The sequence below is a fragment of the Haloimpatiens myeolchijeotgali genome (assembly GCF_042688525.2).
GTDB lineage: Bacteria > Bacillota > Clostridia > Clostridiales > Clostridiaceae > Haloimpatiens.
Window position 1 is genome coordinate 3,563,618 of record NZ_JBHWAB010000001.1, and the last position, 23,600, is coordinate 3,587,217.

21 protein-coding genes are annotated in these 23,600 nt (G+C 28.2%); 3 read left to right on the top strand and 18 right to left on the bottom strand.

Annotated elements, in window-relative coordinates:
- Nucleotides 1-133: 133 nt before the first annotated feature.
- The 17 genes from ACFIJ5_RS16015 to ACFIJ5_RS16095 all read right to left on the bottom strand — a co-directional run bounded on the left by ACFIJ5_RS16015 (nt 134) and on the right by ACFIJ5_RS16095 (nt 16,651).
- Complete coding sequence (locus ACFIJ5_RS16015; protein ID WP_379808799.1) at nt 134-943, bottom strand: XdhC family protein; 810 nt, start codon at nt 941-943, stop codon at nt 134-136.
- A gap of 10 nt (nt 944-953) precedes the next feature.
- Nucleotides 954-1,763, bottom strand: coding sequence for a selenium-dependent molybdenum cofactor biosynthesis protein YqeB (gene yqeB / locus ACFIJ5_RS16020; protein ID WP_379808801.1), 810 nt, complete (start codon nt 1,761-1,763; stop codon nt 954-956).
- Between the two features lie 318 nt (nt 1,764-2,081).
- The gene (gene mocA, locus ACFIJ5_RS16025) at nt 2,082-2,684 is read right to left on the bottom strand and encodes a molybdenum cofactor cytidylyltransferase (protein ID WP_379809629.1); all 603 of its coding nucleotides are present in this window, start codon (nt 2,682-2,684) and stop codon (nt 2,082-2,084) included.
- Nucleotides 2,677-3,444, bottom strand: coding sequence for a selenium cofactor biosynthesis protein YqeC (yqeC, locus tag ACFIJ5_RS16030; protein WP_379808803.1), 768 nt, complete (start codon nt 3,442-3,444; stop codon nt 2,677-2,679). The genes mocA and yqeC overlap by 8 nt, the downstream gene beginning before the upstream one ends.
- A 365-nt stretch (nt 3,445-3,809) precedes the next feature.
- On the bottom strand, nt 3,810-5,534 hold the full coding sequence (locus tag ACFIJ5_RS16035; protein WP_379808805.1) for a flavocytochrome c: 1,725 nt from the start codon (nt 5,532-5,534) through the stop codon (nt 3,810-3,812).
- Nucleotides 5,535-5,674: 140 nt separating this feature from the next.
- Nucleotides 5,675-6,358 carry a response regulator gene (locus ACFIJ5_RS16040; protein WP_379809630.1) on the bottom strand — a complete coding sequence of 228 codons (684 nt, stop codon included), beginning with the start codon at nt 6,356-6,358 and terminating at the stop codon, nt 5,675-5,677.
- A 1-nt stretch (nt 6,359) separates the two neighbouring features.
- Nucleotides 6,360-7,943, bottom strand: a complete 1,584-nt coding sequence (locus ACFIJ5_RS16045; protein ID WP_379808807.1) for an ATP-binding protein — start codon at nt 7,941-7,943, stop codon at nt 6,360-6,362.
- A 5-nt stretch (nt 7,944-7,948) separates the two neighbouring features.
- Nucleotides 7,949-8,308, bottom strand: a complete 360-nt coding sequence (locus tag ACFIJ5_RS16050; protein WP_379808809.1) for an FMN-binding protein — start codon at nt 8,306-8,308, stop codon at nt 7,949-7,951.
- Between the two features lie 35 nt (nt 8,309-8,343).
- A complete protein-coding gene (locus ACFIJ5_RS16055; RefSeq protein ID WP_379808811.1) occupies nt 8,344-9,096 on the bottom strand; it encodes an ABC transporter permease in 753 nt (250 codons plus the stop codon).
- Nucleotides 9,083-9,850: an ABC transporter ATP-binding protein gene (locus ACFIJ5_RS16060; RefSeq protein WP_379808813.1), complete on the bottom strand. Its 768-nt coding sequence runs from the start codon at nt 9,848-9,850 to the stop codon at nt 9,083-9,085. Before ACFIJ5_RS16060 ends, ACFIJ5_RS16055 begins: the two co-directional genes overlap by 14 nt.
- Nucleotides 9,843-10,427 carry a UbiX family flavin prenyltransferase gene (locus ACFIJ5_RS16065; protein WP_379808815.1) on the bottom strand — a complete coding sequence of 195 codons (585 nt, stop codon included), beginning with the start codon at nt 10,425-10,427 and terminating at the stop codon, nt 9,843-9,845. The genes ACFIJ5_RS16060 and ACFIJ5_RS16065 overlap by 8 nt, the downstream gene beginning before the upstream one ends.
- Nucleotides 10,428-10,454: 27 nt before the next feature.
- Nucleotides 10,455-11,312: a UbiA-like polyprenyltransferase gene (locus ACFIJ5_RS16070; protein ID WP_379808817.1), complete on the bottom strand. Its 858-nt coding sequence runs from the start codon at nt 11,310-11,312 to the stop codon at nt 10,455-10,457.
- Nucleotides 11,302-12,738, bottom strand: coding sequence for a menaquinone biosynthesis decarboxylase (locus ACFIJ5_RS16075; RefSeq protein ID WP_379808819.1), 1,437 nt, complete (start codon nt 12,736-12,738; stop codon nt 11,302-11,304). The genes ACFIJ5_RS16070 and ACFIJ5_RS16075 overlap by 11 nt, the downstream gene beginning before the upstream one ends.
- Before the next feature lie 25 nt (nt 12,739-12,763).
- On the bottom strand, nt 12,764-13,735 hold the full coding sequence (locus tag ACFIJ5_RS16080; protein ID WP_379808821.1) for a polyprenyl synthetase family protein: 972 nt from the start codon (nt 13,733-13,735) through the stop codon (nt 12,764-12,766).
- 22 nt (nt 13,736-13,757) lie between these two features.
- Nucleotides 13,758-14,297, bottom strand: coding sequence for a Gx transporter family protein (locus ACFIJ5_RS16085; RefSeq protein ID WP_379808823.1), 540 nt, complete (start codon nt 14,295-14,297; stop codon nt 13,758-13,760).
- Nucleotides 14,281-14,667, bottom strand: coding sequence for a NusG domain II-containing protein (locus ACFIJ5_RS16090; protein ID WP_379808825.1), 387 nt, complete (start codon nt 14,665-14,667; stop codon nt 14,281-14,283). The genes ACFIJ5_RS16085 and ACFIJ5_RS16090 overlap by 17 nt, the downstream gene beginning before the upstream one ends.
- 145 nt (nt 14,668-14,812) lie before the next feature.
- The gene (locus ACFIJ5_RS16095) at nt 14,813-16,651 is read right to left on the bottom strand and encodes an FAD-dependent oxidoreductase (RefSeq protein WP_379808827.1); all 1,839 of its coding nucleotides are present in this window, start codon (nt 16,649-16,651) and stop codon (nt 14,813-14,815) included.
- Between the two features lie 405 nt (nt 16,652-17,056).
- Here ACFIJ5_RS16095 and ACFIJ5_RS16100 point away from each other — a divergent pair, with 405 nt between their 5' ends.
- From ACFIJ5_RS16100 to ACFIJ5_RS16110, 3 genes are all read left to right on the top strand, one after another.
- Entirely contained in the window at nt 17,057-18,121 is a 1,065-nt protein-coding gene (locus ACFIJ5_RS16100; RefSeq protein ID WP_379808829.1) for an FAD:protein FMN transferase, read from the top strand.
- 307 nt (nt 18,122-18,428) lie between these two features.
- Nucleotides 18,429-20,354 carry a peptidase U32 family protein gene (locus ACFIJ5_RS16105; protein WP_379808831.1) on the top strand — a complete coding sequence of 642 codons (1,926 nt, stop codon included), beginning with the start codon at nt 18,429-18,431 and terminating at the stop codon, nt 20,352-20,354.
- A gap of 12 nt (nt 20,355-20,366) precedes the next feature.
- Nucleotides 20,367-21,641 carry an aspartate aminotransferase family protein gene (locus tag ACFIJ5_RS16110; RefSeq protein ID WP_379808833.1) on the top strand — a complete coding sequence of 425 codons (1,275 nt, stop codon included), beginning with the start codon at nt 20,367-20,369 and terminating at the stop codon, nt 21,639-21,641.
- Here ACFIJ5_RS16110 and ACFIJ5_RS16115 read toward each other — a convergent pair.
- A complete protein-coding gene (locus ACFIJ5_RS16115) occupies nt 21,633-23,459 on the bottom strand; it encodes a glycoside hydrolase family 26 protein (protein ID WP_379808835.1) in 1,827 nt (608 codons plus the stop codon). The two genes, ACFIJ5_RS16110 and ACFIJ5_RS16115, sit on opposite strands and share 9 nt — an antisense overlap.
- Nucleotides 23,460-23,600: the final 141 nt, after the last annotated feature.

Below are 23,600 nucleotides of genomic sequence, written 5' to 3' on the forward strand. Positions count from 1 at the left end.
GCAAAACTTCCTTAACTATTAATTATTCATTATTAACTATTAATTATCTTTAAAACGAAAGATTTCTGAGCAAGATATCATTTCCCGTAGCGACTATTTTTAAGCTGTGAAAGTTAAGTTGCTAATATCTATATTACAAATTAATCTTCTTTATATCTCTTAAATGCTCTAATGATCCTTTATTCTTTATTAGAAGTATCTCACTCATAATTCCAAAAGCTATTTCTGCTGGCATTTGTGAAGATATGTTTAAACCTACTGGTGCATAAACCTTTTGTAAAGCTTCTTTTGATATTCCTTTTTCGATTAAGTTATTCATAATATGTAAAATCTTTTTAGAACTTCCGATCATACCTATGTAATTAGCTTTCTTTCCCACTACCGCTTCTAAAGCTCCTTCATCACTCTTGTGCCCTCTAGTTACAATAACTACATATGTATCCTCTTCTAACTTATAATTTGAAAGTTTTAATCCTATATCTCCTACTATGACTTCATCAGCACCTTCAAATATTTCACTATTTGCGAATTCTTCTCTATCATCTAAAATTACAGTATAAAAATCTAATATCTTAGCCAATTTAAAAAGTTGCTGACCTATATGTCCTCCACCAGCTATAATTAATTTTGGCCTCGGATTAAATATTTTTATAAATCCTTTAGCTTGCCCTCCACACTGCATTCCTAAATTACCACTTTCATTTAACTTATAGTCAAACTCACTATCTTCACTTTTTTTTATACATTCTACAGCTTTTGCTATAACTTCATACTCAATTTTACCTCCACCCACAGAACCAAGTATTTTACCATCTTCCCATACTGCCATAATAGCTCCTCTTTTTCTAGGAGTAGATCCTTGTGAATTAGTCACTGTAACTAGCGCTACCTTTTCTCCTTTATTTAAACTTTCATAAATCCTCTTTAGTATCTTCTCATCCATAATCTTTCACCTACTTATTAAATTTTTTATGTTTTAGATATAATATTGCCTCTAATACTCCGCCAGCAATATTCCTAGCTTTATCTGAAATCGTAAAACAATTTTTTTCTTCAGTAATTCTTGGATCTATATCTCCTATTTTCATTCCTTTGAAAACCTTAATCTCATCTCTTATAATACCTCTTAACACTCCATTTATTAATGCTTTTACTTCAATTTTCTCTACGTAGGCTATTACATCACCCATTTTAACCTTATCTCCAATTTCACAGATATTTTTTATAATTCCATCACTTGGACTATACAATACTCTTTCCTTAGAATATCCATTTATATTTCCGGGTATCCCTGTATTATTCATTGCTCTTCCCTTAAAAATTAATCTTCCTAAATTATGACCTCTCATTGTTTCAATAACTATATCTACATCTTTACCTGCTTCAAATCCAGGGCCTAAGGCTATTGTTATTTGTGCCATATCTTTATTTGTGCCTAAATTTTTTTTAGCTAGTATAGCATCTATTACTATTTCTGGTTTCAAAAATTCAATATATTTCCCTTGTGGATCTACAACTACAGGAATTGATCCATCTTTCCATGCTTTTTTTACATCATCAGCATTATCTACACAAACAGCTTTTATATCTTCAATAATTACTTGCTTTTCATAAATAGCTTCACTAAAACATACCTTTCTTCTTATTGATGTTGGTTTTTTAACATCTAGTACTAATACTTTAAATCCGCTCCTGTGAAGTTTTTGTATGGTTCCTGAAGCTATATCTCCACCACCTCTTACAACAACAACTTCATCTAACATTATTCTCTCACTCCTTAAATAGGTTTTTACTCAACTTTTGTAATACAAACTGATCTGTATAATTTTCTGCATCAACTAATTATCACTTCAACTTTCGCAGTAAAAAAATACTGCTTAGCGAAGGGAAATGATATATTGCGTAAGAAACATTTGAACAAAGTTTACAAGTTCTTAGCTTTACGAATTTGATAAAAGTTATTTTTTAATTACTGATTCCTACGGAATATTAATTAAAAAATCTTTTTTCAATATGAGTAAAGCTTAGAACTTGTTACTGAAGTGAAGGGTTTCTAAGCAAAATATCATTTCACGTAGCGGCTATTTTTCACCTGCGAAAGTTGAGTTATCACCTAATAAGATTAACTTTTTATAATCTTCTACTGTATCTATATCTAATAATTCATACCCCTCATTGATATCTACAAACTTTACCTTATCCATATGTTTATTTATAACTATTTTGCCACCGTTATCTCCTTTTAATAACAAAAGTTCATCTACAAATTTATTAGGAAATATAACAGGACTTCCTTTTTTATCTTTGTACTTAGGAACTATTATGAAATCTTTATTTTGTTTAAAATTATCTATTAATTTTTGTATTGTACTTCTCTTTATTAATGGTTGATCAGCTGTAAAAAACATATATCCTTGTGCTAATGGGAGATTTTCTATTCCTAATTTTATTGATTCACTTTTTCCAAGATGTGCTTTCTCATTAACAACGACCTTTATGCCTTTTTTCCTTACTAAATCTATTACATACTTATCTCTAGCAATTACTATCCTATTTGAGAATTCACTTTCTAGAACTTTTTCAATAATCCACTCTATTAAACTTTTACCTTTATAAGAAAGCAAAAGTTTATTTTCACCCATTCTTTTTCCATAACCAGAGGCCATTATAATAGCATTAAGTATTTGTATCACACCTTTCATTTTTTGAATTAAAAGCTAAATAATACTCTTGATTCTTTAAACTTCCAATAATTATTTTATCTAAATAATTATTATTTTCTTCTACAATTATTTTTAGCAATTTTCTTGCTAATATTTTTTTATTTTCTTCTTCAACCTTATTTATAAATAGTATTTTTTCTCCACATGAGTTTTTGAATAATCCATTTTTGTTAAAAATTAAACATTTTAGATGATTTATATTTATATAATCATTTATTCTAGAATTAGTTAATTTAATGAATTGCTCTTCTCTATGAACATTATGAGAATTAATTTTTTTTCCTAATGCCTCAATATTTAAAATTCCAACAGTTTTATCTGTATTTTCCCACACAACAGGTTCTTTTTCGTTCCATCCCTTTATAGGTTTTCCTTTAGAACCATCCGCTTCTATTAATATATATTTAAAATGTGTTAATTGTCTTTGCAACATTTCATACCTTAAACCAATAATTTTATTTTCTAAATTTATATGTGCTCCAAAAACATAAATACCTTTATATTTTTGTAATTTAACCTTATTAAAATTACTCTCACCAATAGCTAAAAAATCATATTGTTCTTTTTGGGGTACAAAAATTTTAGTAGTAGTAGTAACTAAAACTTTTCCTTGTTCTCTTAATTCTTTTGCCAAAGAAAACATAAATGAAGTCTTACCTCCAGCCCCTACAATAGATACAATTTCTCCTTCTTTTAAATCTAATAAATCTTTTATTTTCATTTAACACCTCATATTAAAGAATATTTTTGTCCTATAAAAATTAAGTTATTCAACTTTTTGCAGGTGAAAAATATCCGCTACGGGAAATGATATCTTGCTTAGAAACCTTTTACCTAAGTAACAAGTTCTAAACAGTATTTTTTACTGCAAAAGTTAAGTTATATATTAGGAAATTATAATACTTAGAAGTATAGAAATGATACTTATATTATACAGTACTCATAATTAAAAGTATATTCCGAATATTCTATAGGACAAATACACATATTTGATAAAAAAACCTTTCAAAAAATTTATAATTTCTTTAATAATAAAAAAACATCCTAAACTTAAAAGTTTAAGATGTTTTTTATAATTATTTTTAACTATTTTTTTGCTAAACCTGCTGCGTTTTTACCAGCTATTCTACCGAAAGTTGTTATATCAGCCACTGCGTTTCCACCTAATCTGTTTGCACCGTGTACTCCACCAGTAACTTCTCCTGCTGCAAATAAACCTTCAACTACTTTACCATCTTTAGTAATAACTTTAGCATCAGTGTTTATTTTAAGTCCACCCATAGTATGGTGTACAGCTGGTCCAACTTCTACTGCATAATATGGAGCTTTATTTAATTCAGTTTTCATATTTGATCTTTGGAATTCAGTATCTTTCTTAGCTTGTACAAATCCATTGTATGATTTTACTGTTTTTTCTAATTCATCAGCATTTACTTTTATTTTATCTGCTAATTCTTTTACTGTCTTAGCTTCTGTTAATAATCCAAGTTTGTGATATTTTTCTATAGCACTTAAACTTTCTCTTACATTTTGGTCGAAAATTAAGTATGCTGTTTTACCTTTTTGCTCTAATTCAGCTTTAGAAACAACATCTCTTGTTTGTAATTCATCTATAAATCTCTTACCATCTCTATTTACTAATATAGCACCATTACCTCTAACTGCTTCTGTTATAAGTTTGCTCTTTCCTGGTACTACTGTTGGATGTGATTGTATTTCTTTCATATCAACTAATTCAACATTTAATTTTTCTACAAGTTTTACAGCATCTCCTGTAGCTCCTGGTCCATTAGTAGTTCCAAATCCTTTTAACTCTGATCTATAACTTACAACCATATCTTGATTTGCTCCAAAACCACCTGTTGCTAATATTACTGCTTTAGCATTTATTTCATATTTATTTCCTTTTGCATCTTGAACTTTTACACCGTTTACTTTGTTACCCTCAGCTAATAATTCAATAGCTTTAGTTTCTGTTCTTATTTCAACACCAACTTCTTTAGCTTTCTTATCAAGAACTTTAACTAAGTGAGCACCTACTGCTGCTCCACCTGTAGGTCTATGTGTTCTATTTACACTAGCTCCACCCATTCTTCCAACGTCGCTTAAGTCAGCTCCTCTTTCAGTTAACCATTCAACAGTTTCAGCTGATTTTTCAGCTAATAATTTTACTAAATCAGGGTTATTTTTGTTTTTTCCACCCTTCATAGTATCTTTGTAAAATAAATCAACGCTATCTTTTATTCCTTTTTCTTTTTGATATTTTGTTCCTGCTGCATTTAAACCACCAGTTGCAAAATTAGTATTTCCTCCAACAACTGCATTTTTTTCAATTAATATAACTTTAGCACCGTCTTCTTTAGCTTGAATAGCTGCTGTAAGACCAGCACCACCTGCTCCTATAATTACAACATCAGTTGACGTATTTTCTGCTTTAGCAGAAGCTTGTCCATTACTTTTCTTAGGTGTTAATTCTATACCTGATTTTTTTACTGCATCTTTTACTGCTGCAATAATTGCTGAACTTGTTAAAGTAGCACCTGAAACTGTGTCTACATCAGCACTATTTGCTTCAATTATGCTATCAATAACTTTTTTAAATGTATCTTTAGTAAATTCTGATTCATGATTTTCGACAACTTTAATTTTCTTGATTTCTTTATTGTCAATTGTCACTTCTACTTTAATTGTTCCGTTCTTTCCTTTAGCTTCACCTGTAAAAGTGTTACCTTTTTTTGATCCACATGCTGTCATACCAAATATCATTAGTCCAATTAATAAAAAAACTCCTATTTTTCTTAAGTATTTCATATTATCCTCCTTCGTTGAGAGTTTGTAAAAAATTTAACTATCTTACATTTTAAATTATATTTGATTTATGCAACTGATTTCAATTTTAGTAAATTTATTTTATTTTGTTCATAAAGTACATAATCTTTTTTTTGTTTTTATTACTTTAATTTATATTCATTGGAAGGTCTTCCAACTTTTCCGTACTTCATTTCCAAGATTACTTGTCCTTGTTTTTCTAATAAATCCAAATATCTTCTAGCTGTAATTCTTGAAACACCTACTAATTTAGCAACCTCTTGAGCTGTAATTGTTTCTCCATTCAAATTACTCATACAGTTAGTAATTTTCTCATAAGTATGTTCACTAACGCCTTTCCTATCTTTTATGAATTTATTATTATTTAAATTAGCCTTTGTGTTTATATCTTTAAAAATAATTTTGTCTATTATTTCTTGATCAACATTCTCTCTATCTCCCAAACCATTTCTTCTATGCTTATACTTCATTAATGCTTCCTTAAATCTTTTAAAAGTAAAAGGTTTTATAATATAATCAACTGCACCATATCGAAATGCTTCCTGAACTGTTTCCATATTTTTATCTGCAGTTATTAATATTACATCACACTTCAAATTACTTCTTCTTATCCATTTTAAAAGATCAAGACCCCTTCCATTAGGTAAAAATACATCTAATAAAATCAAGTCAGGTTTTCCTTCTAATATTTGCTTTTTAGCACTTTCAATATTGCTTACACTATTGTACAAAGTATATCCTTCAACCTTACTCAAGAAACCTTCGTTTATTTCCTTAACCATAGGATCATCTTCTACTATGAGCACTCTAATCAAAATTCTCACCCCTATGCATTGGTATACTTATGTCCCATATTGTACCTTCATGTTGAATAAGTTTTATTTTACCATCAGCTCTATCTATTATTTGCTTAATTATCCACAGACCAAATCCCCTTTTTCCTTCTTTAGTTGTAACTCCTCTATCAAATATGTTTTCTCTTATTTTTTCATTAATACCTGGTCCATTATCTTCAATCCAAATCCTTAGTTCTTTTTCATCTGAATTTAACCTTACTCTTATTTTCCCATTTTCTTGTTTTATCAATTCTTCTATTGCATTTTCAATTAAATTTCCCACAATTGAACATAACTCCCCATATGTTATACTTTCTGGTATGCTTCTTAAATTTGATTTAGGATCAATTTCTAAACATATTTTTATTTCTTCTGCTTTATAATATTTAGCTAATAAAATTCCCGCTACATGAGCATTTTTTATATTGCGATTTAGTATTTCTGTAATCTCTTTTTTCTCATTAGATATATCTTCGATATATTCTACAGCCTTCTCATACTTCTCTAATTGAATTAATCCTGATATTGTATGAAGTTTATTCATAAATTCATGATTTTGAGCTCTTAACTCATTTGTCATTTTTTTTATACCTATCAATTCTTCTGCCATTTGTTTAGCTTCAGTTAAATCTTGAAAACTAGACACTACCCCAATGATATCATCCTTATGATCCTTTAATAATGTATGTCCACAAGATAAAATTTTATTAGGTGCTATTTTTATTTCCTGATTATAAACACACTGTTTAGTATTTAAAACTTCCATAACTTGTTCTCCATAATTAAAACTAAACTGTGATATATTTTTCCCTTTGTCTTTATCTTCAAATCCAAATATTAATTTAGCAACTTTATTAAAAAATATTATTTCCCCATTTTTATTAATTGCTAATATTCCATTTTTTAAATTTTCTAATACAAGTTCTCTTTGTCCTAATAATAAAGCTATCTCTTTAGGCTCTAATCCAAATATAGTTTTTCTTATGTTATATGACAAAATTACTGCTCCAATAACTCCAAATATAAGACCTAATGCAAAAATCAATTTAAAATTAAACAAATGAGGAGCAATTTCTTTGTTTACTGTATCATTTAAAAGTCCCACTAATACCGCTCCAACTTGTTTGCCTTCATAATAAATAGGTACAAAAGCTCTTATTGCTGAAATTAGAACATTTCTATCCGCAGACACATATGATTGTCCATATTTTAAAACTTTTTCTTCTCCACCACTTCTATATACCTTACCCAATGCATTTTCATACGGGTAAGAGTATTTTATTCCCTTCATATCCATAACTATAATATATTGAAATCTTGTGTTTTTTCTGAAACCTTCTACTATATTTTGAACAGCCTTATAATCTTTAGATGTTGCTAATGCCTTCTTTATTTCTTCCATAGATGCTACAGTTTGAGCTAAATCCATTGCATTGTTTCCCATCTGAGTTTCAACTGTATTTTGAACTTGTTTAAAAGTTAAAACACCTACACTCACCATAACAAAAGTTACTATTACAGCAATAAATAGAGTCATCTTATATTTTAACTTCAAATATTTCACTCCTTATCTTGTTTTATCTTAGCTTTTCCCACTGCATCTTCAATAGCATCTATAAGCCCTTGGCTAGTATATGATGCTCCTGCTACAACATCTACCTTTACACTATTTGCTTTTACAACCATCTTGGGAATTTTATCATAAACTATATCACATAATTCTGGAGTTTCCTGTTGTTCTATAATTTTAATTTCTTTAATTTTGTACTTATCGATATCTACAGATACTTTTATATCTCCATGGTGTCCTTGTCCAATTCCCTCATATATACCTTCTTTATACATAATTATTTTTCTATTAGATAACATAAATGCTCCTATAATAAAGATAGTTATAAGTGATATCTTGACTATTTTCACCTCTTACCCCTCCTCTAACAATTTTTTATAAGTATTTATGCTCTATTTTTCCAAGGACATATTAATTTTTCTAAAAGATCTATCATTATGAAAAGTGTTAGCCCAATAAAACTTAACACTACAATTGAAGAATACATCTGAATGTAATTTATTCTCATCCAAGAATCCATAATAAAATATCCCATTCCATACTCTGTTCCAAAATTTTCTGTAAAAAACAATATTGATATGGCTGTTCCTATACCAATTCGTATTGATGTAAGAATAGTAGAATAAATTCCTGGAAAGACAATTTCTTTTATGATTTGAAAATTACTAGCTCCTAAAGAATACATAGGATAATAAACTTCTTCAGGTATGTTTTTAACTTTGTCCCGAATGTTAACAACTATAGGAAAAAAAGTTATTAAAAAAATCATTATAATTTTGGTCCATTCTTCCAAACCAAATAATAGCATTACTACAGGAAGAAGAGCTATCTTTGGTATTGGGTAATTAAAATACATTATTGGTGATAAAATCAAATCTGCTTTTTTATAATATCCCATGATAATTCCAAGGGGTACTGCTATAATTACTGTAAATGTTATACCTAGTAGAATTCTTCTCAAACTATAAAGTACATGCATAACCATTTCACTTGAAAAATTTTCAAAAGTATATTTAAGTATATTGAATGGTGTTGGTAATATTGGTTTATTTATAATAACCGCAATAATTTGCCATAGTACAAAAATTAATATGAATGCATATAAAAAGTTAATCTTTTTATATTCACCTAACTTCATAATTTTCTTCTCCTTTTAACGTTTCTTTAATTTCTAAAATCATTTTTTCTAAGCTTTCATTAAATCCAGAGTAAGATTTACCAAATAATTTATTTTCAATAATTTTTTCAATTTTTCCCGGTGATGAAGACATTATTATAATTTTTTGACCCAAATATATTGCCTCTTTTATATCATGAGTAACCAACATAGATGTAACTTTATGTTCTTTCCATACTCGTAAAAATATCTTTTGAGCTTCCTCTCGTGTAAGTACATCCAAAGCTGAAAAAGGTTCATCCATAAGTAATAAACTAGGTTTTAATAAAAAAGCTCTAGCAATAGCTGCTCTTTGTTTCTCTCCACCACTTAAATTTTTAGGATACAACTTTAAATGTCTTTCTAAATTTAATTCCTTTATAAGTTCTCTATAAAGTTCTTTATCAATGTTTTTTTTGCCATGTTTTATTTTTGATGATAATAAAATGTTTTGTTCTATAGTTTTCCAATATATTAATCCATAATTTTGTGGTACAAATCCAACACATTGAATTTTAGGATTAAGTTCATTTCCATCAATACATACTTTTCCTTCATATTCTGTATTTATTCCAGCTAAAACTTTTAGTATTGTTGATTTACCTGACCCTGATTTACCAATGATTGTACATATCTCTCCCTTTTTAATATTCAAATTTATATTTTCTACAGCTTTTGTATTTTTATAGTTAACAGTTAAATTATCTATTTTTATCATACAATCATGCCTATCCATTTTTTCCTCTCCATTTGTAATATAGTTCATTTTCAATTCCTAAATATTCTAAAATCCTACCTATAGTTCCATTAACTATATCATCAATAGTTTTAGGTTTTTGATAAAATGCAGGCATAGGAGGCAGAATTGTTACATTACTTTCACTTAATGTGAGCATATTTTTAAGATGAATAGGACTAAGCGGGGTTTCTCTTGGAACTAAAATTAATTTTCTTTTTTCTTTTAACATAACATCCCCAGCTCTTATAAGTAAATTATCTCCTATTCCTGCACTTAATTTGCCTATAGCTGCCATAGAGCAAGGTATTATAACCATTCCATCAGTTTTAAAAGAACCACTAGCTATAGGGGAAAACATATCATTTATGTCGCAAATTTTTACTTGCTTTTTTAAACAATCAATTTTGTTAATCCATTTATTAAATTCATATTCCATTTCATATTCTAATACTTTTTTTCCGTTTTCCGTTACAATTAAATATATTTCACAGTTTCTTTTCACCAATTCCTCTACTAAACGAATAGCATAGATGCTTCCACTAGCTCCAGTTATTCCAACTATATATCTTGGCAAAAAATCACACTCCATTTCTATGTTTATCTAACCTATAAATGTATCTAGTACAGTAAAAAGTAAAATTATAGGACTTATAACTTGATTTATATTATATGATGCTATTTTCATCTTTTTTTCATTTGATGGTGATACTATATAATGCTCCACCCCTAGAAGTACAGCACTAATAAATATGCCTACTAGATAAATCCAAGTTAAATCCATAATAAAATATAAAGCTATTAATAAAATTATCATAATAAAATGAAATACTGACGATATGATTAGTGCATTCTCAAGTCCAAATGCGGCTGGAATAGAAAATAAGTTGTTTTCTCTATCAAATTTTATATCTTGAGTTCCATAAATTATATCAAATCCAGCAACCCATAATGCTACAACTGCTCCTAAAATGAATGGAGCAAACGCAAACTTTCCTGTAACAGCAAGCCATGCTCCCACTGGTGCTCCAGCACATGCAATTCCAAGCACAATGTGGCAAGCCCATGTAAATCTCTTAGTATATGAATAGATAAAAAACAAAAATAACGCTGCCGGAGTTAATTTAAAACATAAAGGATTTAACTTATATGCTGCAAATATAAAAATCCCAAAACATATGATAATTATTCCCCATACTTCCAAGCTATTAACTATACCCTTTGGCATATGGCGATTAGCTGTTCTTGGATTCTTTTTGTCTATATCTTTATCAACCCATCTATTTAATGCATTAGCTCCATTTCTAGCTCCTGTAAGTGCAACCAAAATCCAAAATACAGTTTCAAAAGAAGGTAGTCCCTTAGCTGCCCATATCATACCTATTATTGCAAATGGCAGAGAAAATAAGGTATGTGAAAACATCACCAATTCCCCATATGTTTTAAACTTACTAAATACCATATTCATTCCACCTTGTATCTACTAATCTCTTAATTTCTTCTGTCATTTCTATATCATCCGGCCAAGGTCTAGTATGTCCTTCTGATTCCCATTTTTTTGTGGCATCTATACCTAATCTATGACCATAAAAAGCTGTATTTGAAGCATGATCCAATGCATCTAAAGGACCTTCAGATATTACTAAGTCTCTTTTAGCATCTATGTTGTTGAATACTTTCCAAGCAACTGTGGATAAATCATGAGGATTAACTTTTTCATCCACAACTATTATCATTTTTGTGTACATCATTTGTCCCATTCCCCAAAGTGCATTCATAACTTTATGTGCATGCTTTGGATAAGCTTTTTTTATTGACACTATAACACAATTATGAAAAACACCCTCTAATGGAAAATTCATATCCACAATTTCAGGACATTGTATTTTTAATAATGGAAGAAAAATTCTTTCTGTAGCTTTTCCTAAATAACAATCTTCCATAGGTGGTTTTCCTACAATAGTTGTTGGATATACGGGATTTTTTCTTCTTGTAATCTTTTCTATGTGGAATACTGGATACATATCAGCAAGAGAATAATAACCTGTATGGTCACCAAAAGGACCTTCCAGTTTCATTTCATCTAAATCAACATATCCTTCTAATATAAATTCAGCGTTAGCTGGTACATATATATCATTGGTTACACATTTAACCAATTCTACAGGTGATTTTCTCAAAAATCCTGCAAAAATCATTTCATCTATCATTTTAGGAAGAGGAGCTGTAGCTGAGTATATTATTGAAGGATCACATCCTAATGCTACTGATACAGGCATTTTTCTTCCCATCTCTTTATATTTTTCATATATTTCTCTTCCATCTTTGTGTAAATGCCAATGCATTCCTGTTGTTTTCTTATCAAAAACTTGTAATCTGTACATCCCCATATTTTGTTGATTTGTTTCAGGATCTTTTGTTATAACCAACGGTAACGTAATATATCTTCCGCCATCTTTAGGCCAACATTTTAATATCGGAAGTTTATCTAAATCAGGTTCTTCTATAACTTCTTGACATACAGCTTTTTTAACTTTTTTAGGGAAAACTCTAGCTAACCTTGCAAGTTTTGGTACAGATTTTATTTTATTCATTAAAGTAGCATAATTAGCTATATCCATGAAATCTAGTATTTCCTCGGCAATCTGATCTAAATTTTCAACCTCCAATGCCAAATTCATTCTTTCATATGTTCCAAGTGAATTTATAAGTAATGGGTACGATGAATTTTTTACATTTTTAAATAACAGAGCTTTACCAAATTTTTTTGAAACTCTATCTGCAATCTCTGTTATTTCTAAATTACTATCTACTTCAACTTCTATTTCTTGTAAAAGTTCCTTTTTTCTCAATACATCTATAAAATCTTGTAAATCTTTATAAGCCACTTAATCGTCCTCCTTAAAGATTTCATTAGTATTTTCTATGAATTAATTTTTCTATAACTTCCTTTAATATTTGCTTACTTTCACATTCAGGTAATCTTTCAACATTTTTAAAAGCTCTTACTGTATATCTTTGTACTAACTTTTTAGAGTTTTCTATGCCATTATATTTCTTAACTAATTCTATTATTTTCTCTATATCTTCTTTATTAAATGACGAATTATCTAGTATATATGCCAATTCACCTTTCTTATCTTCCTTCATTGCAAATATTACGGGTAATGTGTAATATCCTTGCTTTAAATCATTTTGAACACTTTTTCCTACTTTGTCTGCATTTCCTGTATAATCTAACAAATCATCAATGATTTGAAATGCCATACCTATGTTATATCCAATTCTACCTAAAATTTTTACTAATCCATCTTCACAATTGGATTCTTTTGCTCCTAATATAAAACTTAATGCAAATAACGCTGCTGTTTTTCCAGAGATTATTCTTATATATTTTTTAAAATCAACTTTTGAAGTATATCTAAAATAATGTTGTCTTATTTCTCCCATACATATCTTAGTTATAACTTTAGATATATTTTTCATGTTTTCCGTTGTATATTCATATTTTGAGAGCATATTAAAACTTTGAGAAAATAGATAATCTCCAGCATAAACTGCAAAGTCTTTTCCATACTTTGATTGTATGCTTTCACAACCTCTTCTAAGTTTTGAATCATCAATTATATCATCATGAATTAATGTAGCTAAATGAAGCATTTCTACTACTCCAGCTAGATTTTGTAATTTTTCAGCATCATATTCACCAAATTTTCCTCCTAACAAAAGAAAAGCAGGTCTCAACATTTTGCCGCCCTGTTCTACTAATGGTTCTATAGAATCTTTAAAGTATATATCAGATCCTTTAATATTTTTTTTAATAATATTTTTCACACAAATTAGTTCTTCACCAAGTTCAGAATAATCTTTCCAAAATTTACTCATTTCATCACCTTTGTTTTCTAATCTAGTTAAAGTATTTTAATCTTCTTAAATATACTAATAAATATTTAGTACATATACCCACAGCTACTCCAGTTGCCACTCCTGTTATCATTAATATAGGTAAATAATAAAATATATTTGCATTTTCTATGATAATCATAGCAACTGTTAGCTGTCCTATATTGTGAAAAACTCCGCCAAATACACTTATTCCAATGGTACTTATTTTTTCTTTACTTATTAAAATTAAAAAATACATTACAATAAAACTCAATAACGCACCTGATATACTATATAAAAAACTTGATAAAGAGCCTGCAAGTAAAGAACCTAATACTGTCCTTAGTATGATAATTGCTAACGTTTCCTTAAAAGAAAAAAGATAAATACATGTCAACGTAATTATATTAGCTAGACCAAGTTTAGCTCCCGGTATAGTAAAGTTTAATGGAATCATTCTTTCAATTACATTAAGTACTATTGCTTGAGCAACAAGCAAAGCAATAAAAATCATCTTTTGTGTCTTTGACATATTACAAATTGGATTAATTCGATACTTCATCTACTTTCCCCTCCGTATTACCTTTTATCTCAACAACTACTTGATGAGGAAGGCAAACGATAATTTCTCCTACTTCTTTTATAAAACCTGTATATTCACATATATGATCATTACAATCTGCTTCTATCATTTCTACTCCATTATCGTGAATTTTTATAATGTTTTTTCCAAGATCCGTTTCTATCTTAATAACCTCTTTATGATTATCAGAAACAGGTACTTTTTTATATAATTTATTTTTTACAGATATTTCAGCATATATTACACTACTATTTTTTTTAGTAATAATACTTTTGTATTTATTAAAACCTAAAAAAATTCCTGCTATTAATAAAATACTTACAACTACGATAATATCTAATTTTTTCATCAAATCACCTTTATTATTTTTAATTTATTGTTAATATAGATCTATTCTTTAAATATTTTCTTATTTTTCTAATATAATCAAATGTCCTCTTAAAGAATTCTTTAAAAGGACATTTGACAAAACCCATGAAGTTATATAAATATTTTTAATCAGTATATATATAATATTTCTTTACAATTGCTATCTTCTTCCAATATTTTTTCAATACCGGAAGTACATAATAATCAAGTCCAAACACACTTCCAGTTCCGCCTATCAATGCAACTCCAGCAAATAAGTACCATAACATTTCATATGGTGCCATACCAGAAGACCAAACCATCATTCCCATAGCAATTGACATAATTGATGCAAGTGCTGTAAATAATCCAACTATCAATAGTATACCCACTATTATTTCTCCTATTACCATACCAGTTTGGAATACTTGAGCTAAACCTGTAAAGCCACCATCGCCATTGTAGAAGAAAGTATTCATAGACCAATCTACTATATTTTGTATAAAGTCTGGCACAGGTAAACTTTCTACAACTGTAGCTGCTGCTTCTGCCGTACTTGAAGCTGCTGATGCAGCACTTGTAGCATCTGCTGGTGGTGGTATTAAGAAGATATTAGTAGGATCTTCTAATATTTTTGGAAGTTTATGAAGTCCTTGTGACAACCATTTATAACCAACAAAAACTCTTAATAAAACTAACCAAAAATTTGGTGATGATTTAGCAAAATGTCCACCAACAAGACTTCTTTTATCTTTAACATGGAAAATTTCATGTAACATATAAGACCAACATTTATTAAATCCAGCAACCTGGAAGAAATATACTAAATTTATAAAGTGCTTAACAAACATCGCAAAGAACCCAGATAGTCCAAAGAATTTACCAGGTTTTCCTATATGAGCTACACCATAACGTCCACCTATACATACCATTGCTCCATGAAAAGCAGGTTTATATGTTTTCTTTTCTCCGCCCTTAATATCTGTATAAATATTATGTGCTACTAAAGGTGCTGAATGCTCAGCATTTTCAACCATTTGAGGAACTGGTCTTTCTTGTCCTTCTGGAATATAAAATATGTTATCACCTGCAACATAAACATTTTCATGATCAAGTGATTGTAATTTATCATTAGTAATAATTCTCTTTCTACCTTTTTGTTCTACCTTCATCTCGCCAACAACATCAGCACCTTCTACACCTGCTGCCCAAATAACTGTATTAGCTTCTACTTTTCCTTTATCTCCTAATACAACTGAATCTTTTAAAACTTCTGTAATACCAGCACCTGTTATTATCTCAATATCTAATTTTTTAAGTCTTTTTTCTGCCTTTTTAATTAACTTATCAGGGAAAATTGGTAAAATTTTAGGCATTGCATCTACTACATATAACTTTACTTCTTCTTTATTTATACTAAAGTCTTCACATAGTCTATTTTTCCATTCTCCTAATTCACCAATCATTTCTATACCTGTGAAGCCTCCACCTACAACAACAAAAGTTAACATCTTTTGTCTTTTTTCTTTATTAGGTTCTTTTGCTGCTTTTCTAAACATATGCAAAATGTGTTCTTTTAAATTAACAGCATCTTCATATGACCATAATTTATGAGTATACTCTTTTGCACCAGGTATTCCAAAGAAAGTTGGCTGTGAGCCAGTAGCTACAACTAAATAATCATATTTATATGAGTCATTTTTAGCACTTATAGTCTTATTATTAAAATCTATATTTGTTACCTCATCTAATACAACATTAACCTTTCTTTTGGCAAATATTTTCTTTAAATCAATTCTTATAGAATCTTCAGGAACCCTACCTGCTGCAACTTCGTGAAGTTCAGTAAGCATAGTATGATATGGCTTCTTATCAATAAGTGTAATTTCTATATTGTTTTCCTTTTTAAACTTCTTAGCAAGTTTTTTGGCAGTTAATACTCCAGCATAGCCACCGCCAATTACCACTATATTCTTGCTGCTCATTCTTTTTCCTCCTATCGTTATAATCCTACATTCAAAACCAAATAGACAATATTTTAACAATCATCTTTAAAAAAAATCCTAACAAGTCGCTTTTCCCACACAAAGATTTTATCATATGAACTCGAAATTTCTATGTTTTTGTCGTTTTTGTTCATAAATTTAATTTTGTTATTTTTGTTCATAACAAAATTAAATTTATATTGTTAATTTTATTAACAATATGTACATTATATTAACTTTATTACTTATTAATGTTATAATTTAAAACATTGTTTAAATATAGGCTAAATTTTAACAATTTAAACCTTCCTAACCACTTACCCATATATCTTTTTACTTTTCTCATAATATTTTTAAACTGTATTGTAAAAAATAATACTGCAGTATAAAAGACAGGAGGCAAATATGAAATTGAAAAAAAAGCGAATAATACTTCCGCTTGTAATTTTATTTATAGCTTTTTTGTTTATATCATATAGATTTTCTATTTTTAATTTTCATAAAGGTACAAAAGCAAACATTCCTAAAGATAAATCTGGATTTTTCTTGGGTACATATGTAAACATAAAAATTTACAATAATACCTCAGATAAAATATTTGATAATGTTTTTAATATATTAAAAGATATTGAAAACAAAATGAGTATAAACATTAATACAAGTGAAGTTTCTAAAATTAATCAAAATGCAGGTAAAGAGTCCGTAACTGTTTCTCCTGAAACTTTTGCAGTTATAAAAAAAGGTCAATACTACTCTAACTTATCAAAAGGACATTTCGACATAAGCATAGGACCTTTAGTAAAACTTTGGGGAATAGGTTCCGACCATGCTAAAGTACCAACCCCTGCAGAAATAAATCAAAATAAAGTTAAAATAAATTATAAAAATATAGTTATAGATGATAAAAGTAAATCTGTAAAATTATCAAATAATGGCATGATGATTGATTTAGGTGGAATTGCAAAAGGATATGTAGCAGATCAAATAGCCCAATACCTTAAATCACAAGATGTAAAAAAAGCAATTATTAATCTAGGTGGAAATATATTCACTCTTGGTTCTAAACCAAATGGAGATAGTTGGAATATAGGAGTACAGAATCCTTTTAAATCAAGAGGAGAATATATAGGAATACTTCATGTAAAAGATAAATCCATTGTAACTTCTGGAGTATATGAACGTTTCTTAGAAAAGGATGGAAAAAGATATCATCATATTTTAAGTCCTTTTACTGGATATCCAGTAAATAATTCATTAATGAGCACTACAATTATTTCTAACAAATCAATAGATGGTGATGCTCTTTCTACAACTGCTTTTTCTTTAGGTTTAGCTGATGGAATGAAACTCATTGAATCATTAGATGGTATAGAAGCTATTTTCGTTAATGAAAAAAAAGAAGTTTATATAACTTCAGGATTAAAAAATAAATTTAATCTTACAAATGAAAACTTTAAACTTATATATTAATAATTTAAATAATAATTCAACTTTCGCAGTAAAAAAATACTGTCTAGCGAAGGGAAATGATATATTGCGTAAGAAACATTTGAACAAAGTTTACAAGTTCTTAGCTTTACGAATTTGAAAAAAGTTATTTTTTAATTACTGATTCCTATGGAATATTAATTAAAAAATCTTTTTTCAATATGAGTAAAGCTTAGAACTTGTTACTGAAGTGAAAGGTTTCTAAGCAAGATATCATTTCCCGTAGCGGCTGTTTTTCACCTGCGAAAGTTGAGATAATAAAAAACTTCAAAAAGAAAGGCGATTTGATATGTCTAGATTTTTCAATAATCAACAAGTAGAATTACTTGCCCCTGCTGGCACTTTTGAAATATTTAAAAAAGTAATTCAAAGTGGTGCAGATGCTGTATATTTTGGTGGGAAAATTTTAAATATGCGTATGCATAGAAAAGATTATAATTTTACTAATGAAGAGATAGTTGAAGCTGTAAAAATTGCTCATTCATTAGATAAAAAAGTTTATATAACAGTAAATAATTTATTTGGACAACAAGATTTAAAAGATGCAGAAAATTATTTAAGATTTTTAGAACGTGTTCAAGTTGATGCACTTATAATTCAAGACTTTAGTATATTTGAATTTATTAAAACTTTAAATTTAAATCTCAATTTACATTCCTCTGTAATGATGAACGTTCACAATTTAGAAACTATTAAAACTCTAAAAAATTTAGGTATTACTAGAGTTGTTGCATCAAGAGAAATAGATTTAAAAACTATCAAAACTCTTTATTCTCAAACTAATATGGAATTTGAATATTTTGTTCATGGTGATATGTGCGTTGTTCATGGTGCTCAATGTTTATATAGCGGAATGCTTTTTGGAAAAAGTAGTAATCGCGGGCACTGCATGAAACCTTGTCGATGGAACTTTAAAATAAAAAAAGATGGATTTGTTTATGATACAAAATATCCAATGGCAGTTAAAGATATGTGTATGTATGAGCATATCCCTGAATTGATTGAAGCTGGTGTTGTTTCTTTTAAAATTGAAGGTAGAATGAGAGATTCTGAATACTTACTTAAATTAATTAATTATTACAGTGATGCCATTGATAGATATATTAATGATCCTATTTGTTATGATAGAAAAAAACATTTTAGTTACATATATGAAAATAGAAAAAGAGATTTATCTACAGCCTATGCTTTTGGAAAACCTGGTATTAAAAATATAAACAGAAGATATGAAGGTACTGGAAAATTTTATAGCCATGGTAAAGTTTTTAGTAAACCAATTGAAGAGTTTGAATTAACAGGAACTAGAATAAATGAAATTAAACATACTTTAAATAAAAACACTACTTCATCTAAAAAACCTATTATATCTGTAAAAGTTAATTCCTATGAACAAGCAAAAGCTGCTTTAGCTGAAGATGTTGATACTGTTTATCTATCTGGAGATGTTTTTCAACCTGATAAACCTTTTAATAAAAATGAAATACTTGAATTAACTAAAAATAAGAAGAATACAAAAATTTATCTTGGTTTACCAAGAATGATGTTTGAACAAGATTTTTCTAAATATAACCATTTACTTACTAATAATCAATTAAATATAGATGGATTATTAGTAACAAATTTAGGCGCCTTACATAAATTCAAAAATTTAAATTTAGATTTAGTTGGTGATTATTGTTTAAATATTTATAATCAAAAAGCTGCAAACTTTTATAAAAAGCAAGGTTTATCTACAGCTACTCTTTCAGTAGAAGCACCCCTTTTAGATGCAGCTGAAACAATAAAACATTCACCAATTCCTATGGAAATGATTGTTCATGGTTCACCAGTAGTTATGTATTTGGAACATGATTTATATGAAAACTTAAATATTTATAAACCTATTGGTAAAGAAAATAATCTTCACACTAATAACAAAGTACTTGTATTAGTTGATGATAAAGGATATGAACATCCTGTTTTTCGTGATAATCAAGGCAGAAATCATATAATACTATATAAAGATTTATGCTATTTACCAATTTTAAAAGAACTTAATAATAATGGATTAAATCGCTTTAGAATTGAAGGCTGCCACTATAACGTAGAGGAATTAATAAAAATTATTCGTACTTACAAATGTGCTATAGATGATTTAACTCAATGTGAAAATTTATTTAAAAACTTTTCGCCTACATATGCTGGTTTTACTTTTGGTGCTTTTCAATTTAACTAAGGAGGTAGTGTTATGCCTAATTACATAGGTTCTAAAAAAATCATAGAAAAGAAAAAAGAATATTTATATCCTTGCACTCACCATTTTTATAAAAATCCTCCTCAAATAGTAAGGGGAAATATGCAATACCTTTACGATTCTGAAGGAAAAGAATACCTAGACTTCTTTGCTGGAGTTTCTGTAATGAACTGTGGACATTGTAATCCAAAAATACTTGAAAGTACAATTAATCAAATGAAGACCCTTCAGCATACTACAACTATTTATTTAACTCAACCTATGGTTGATTTAGCAGAAAAATTATCTCATATATTGCCTGGAGATTTAAAACATTCTTTCTTTTGTTGTACAGGTTCAGAGGCCAATGAAGGTGCTCTTTTATTAGCTCGTTTACATACAGGGAAGAAAAATTTTATAGCATTAAATAATGGACTTCATGGTCGTACTCATTTAACCATGAGTGCAACATCAATTCCTATGTGGAGATCTGATCCTTATTTAGATGATTGTGTTACATTTGCACCTAATGCATATAATAAAAATAAAACTTGCGAAGAAGCTGCAAATGACTCCTTAGCTGCAATAGAAAATATTATTAACACTAAGGGTTCTGAAAACATTGCTGCTTTAATATCTGAACCCATTCAAGGTAATGGAGGTATTATCACTCCTCCAAAATGGTATTTTAAAAAATTAAAAGAATTACTAAAAAAGCATAATATACTTTTAATTATAGATGAAGTACAAACAGGTTTTGCAAGAACAGGAAAAATGTTTGCTATAGAAAACTATGCTGTTGTTCCTGATATAATGACAATTGCAAAAGCTTTAGGAAATGGAATGCCTATATCTGCATTTTGTACAAATTCAGACATAGCAACTTCTTTTTCAAAACCATCTGCATCTACTTTAGGTGGAAATCCTGTTTCATGCGCTACAGCAATTGCTGTATTAGATTACATTAAAGATAATAATTTATGTAAAAGAGCTAAAAACTTAGGTGAAAAATTAAAAGAAGAATTAATAAAACTAAAAAATAAATATCCAATTATAAAAGATGTTAGAGGCATAGGACTTATGCTTGGCGCTGAACTTGTAAAAGAAAATGGTGAACCTGCTAGTTACGAAACTGATTTTATATTAGAATCACTAAAAGATAGAGGGATTCTGCTAGGTAAAAATGGATTAAACAGAAACGTTTTAGCTTTTCAACCCCCTATCATTATTAATGAAGATAATATAACTTTCTTAATAAAAGAATTGGATAATGTATTAAAATTAATTTAAAGCACTGCTTTTCCTAACTGTTATTGGTACTTTTATATTGGTTCCATTTTTATATTGAACTTCCATATTAATGATGTTATTTCCTTGTTTTATTCTAAACATTTGTTCAAATCGTACAAAAGGATTTGATTTAAAAATAAATTTTGTATTATTCAATGAAATAGATTTTATTTGTTGATCCAGTACTTTTCCTGAAAATTTCCATAAAGAATCCTCTGTTACTACTGTTCTATTGGGAAAAATTAACCCCTTTCCTAATAGAGTAGATATCATTGGATGGGTAATAACTGAAGAATCTTTTAATGCTTGTTTAAATGCTTCTTGACTATTTTTTGATGAATTTATCCTAAAATCATATTTTCCATCAGCATAATTAAACCATATAACTAACTTTATATTAGGATACCTCTTAGGTATTTTTTTGAAAACATCTTGTATAAAAGCAGCTTTACTTCCACCTTGTTCTACAGAACTAAATTCTCCAATCATCATAGGTTTATTGGGAAAATCTCTTAAATATGATTTATATAAATTACTATACAATTCATCAAAAGATTTAAATTTATTTCCATCAATATTACCAAAATTGTATGCAGTAAGTCCTACCCAATCTACATATTTGCTTCCTGGGTAATAAACAGATTCCTTATTGAAACTACAATTTGGAATATTTTTTGATGTAGGATTCCATACAAAATACGTATTTTTGCATCCTGACTTTCTAAAATAGTCCACTAAATATCTATAACCTATTTTATATAAGTCAGGGTCATTATATGTATATCTACAACTCCAACCTGTCCATTCACCATTCATTTCATTACAAAATCTTATAAATATTGGAGCTTGTATTGATTTTACTCCATTAGCCCAAGAAGAAAGGTATTTATCATAATCACCATTTATTAATTTTACAATAGAGACTTCTTTATCCTCTTGCTTATTTTGAAGATGTAATGTTATTACTGGTGCTCTTCCATCCTCAACTACTTGTTTAATATAAGATTGATAATTTGAAGCCACAGAAAAATATATCATCTGAGAACCCAAATGAGTATCAAGACTTTTTTCTACATCATATATCTTTACTGATGGATATCCATTAAAGGTTCCGTAAGTAACTTTGTTTTTAGGAATATGTAATGTATTTTTTTCAAATGTATATTTTATTTCTGGAGAATACTTAGAAGTATCTATATTTTTATTTAGGTCAGTGAGATTTGTATTTGTGAATTTCATAGATGCAATTAACTTTTTTACTTGATTTTTTAGTACACTGAATTTTTTATCATTTGTCTTTAATTGAATAGTATATACTTTATTTTTATTTATTACAAAAAAATAACTATATTTATTTAAATCATTCTTTATACCATTAATTTTTTTTCTACTATAATCATAATTTGCTACTGGTAAATTATTTATAGTTATTCTTTGCTTATAATACACATTTTTATTAACACTCTTCAAAACATTATCAATATAATCCCCATAGTTTTTAAATTTAGAAAATATATCATCATAAAATATATCAATTCTAAAATCACTTCCATACATTCTTACATAATCAGTATCACGATGTTTATCTAAATTCCATGTTTTAGGATAATTGAAACTATATCCATACCGTGAATTTATGTATTTATTTTTATCTCCATAGTTTTGAATAGAACTAATATTAGGATTTAGTGTTATATCTTTAGATTCATCTGTCCAAAGTGCATTATACGTAACAGGAGTTTGAGCTAAAGCAATTCTCATAGAACTTAATATTGTTATACAAAATACACAAAATAGGATTTTAAAATTTTTACCCATAGGTCCCTCCTTAATTATTGATTTTTTTACTGAATCATACTATAAATTTTTAAGTATGTTCTTTGTATTTTCCACTTATATATATTTTCGTATCGAAATTTATCACATTTAGTAGAAATTATGTATTTGTTAGAATATTTT

Bases quoted from the DNA above. Each gene is read 5' to 3' on its own strand.
- ACFIJ5_RS16015 (WP_379808799.1), bottom strand. From the start codon at position 943: ATGGATGAGAAGATACTAAAGAGGATTTATGAAAGTTTAAATAAAGGA.
- yqeB (WP_379808801.1), bottom strand. From the start codon at position 1,763: ATGTTAGATGAAGTTGTTGTTGTAAGAGGTGGTGGAGATATAGCTTCA.
- yqeC (WP_379808803.1), bottom strand. From the start codon at position 3,444: ATGAAAATAAAAGATTTATTAGATTTAAAAGAAGGAGAAATTGTATCT.
- ACFIJ5_RS16035 (WP_379808805.1), bottom strand. From the start codon at position 5,534: ATGAAATACTTAAGAAAAATAGGAGTTTTTTTATTAATTGGACTAATG.
- ACFIJ5_RS16055 (WP_379808811.1), bottom strand. From the start codon at position 9,096: ATGAAGTTAGGTGAATATAAAAAGATTAACTTTTTATATGCATTCATA.
- ACFIJ5_RS16060 (WP_379808813.1), bottom strand. From the start codon at position 9,850: ATGGATAGGCATGATTGTATGATAAAAATAGATAATTTAACTGTTAAC.
- ACFIJ5_RS16070 (WP_379808817.1), bottom strand. From the start codon at position 11,312: ATGGTATTTAGTAAGTTTAAAACATATGGGGAATTGGTGATGTTTTCA.
- ACFIJ5_RS16080 (WP_379808821.1), bottom strand. From the start codon at position 13,735: ATGAGTAAATTTTGGAAAGATTATTCTGAACTTGGTGAAGAACTAATT.
- ACFIJ5_RS16085 (WP_379808823.1), bottom strand. From the start codon at position 14,297: ATGAAGTATCGAATTAATCCAATTTGTAATATGTCAAAGACACAAAAG.
- ACFIJ5_RS16090 (WP_379808825.1), bottom strand. From the start codon at position 14,667: ATGAAAAAATTAGATATTATCGTAGTTGTAAGTATTTTATTAATAGCA.
- ACFIJ5_RS16095 (WP_379808827.1), bottom strand. From the start codon at position 16,651: ATGAGCAGCAAGAATATAGTGGTAATTGGCGGTGGCTATGCTGGAGTA.
- ACFIJ5_RS16100 (WP_379808829.1), top strand. From the start codon at position 17,057: ATGAAATTGAAAAAAAAGCGAATAATACTTCCGCTTGTAATTTTATTT.
- ACFIJ5_RS16105 (WP_379808831.1), top strand. From the start codon at position 18,429: ATGTCTAGATTTTTCAATAATCAACAAGTAGAATTACTTGCCCCTGCT.
- ACFIJ5_RS16110 (WP_379808833.1), top strand. From the start codon at position 20,367: ATGCCTAATTACATAGGTTCTAAAAAAATCATAGAAAAGAAAAAAGAA.
- ACFIJ5_RS16115 (WP_379808835.1), bottom strand. From the start codon at position 23,459: ATGGGTAAAAATTTTAAAATCCTATTTTGTGTATTTTGTATAACAATA.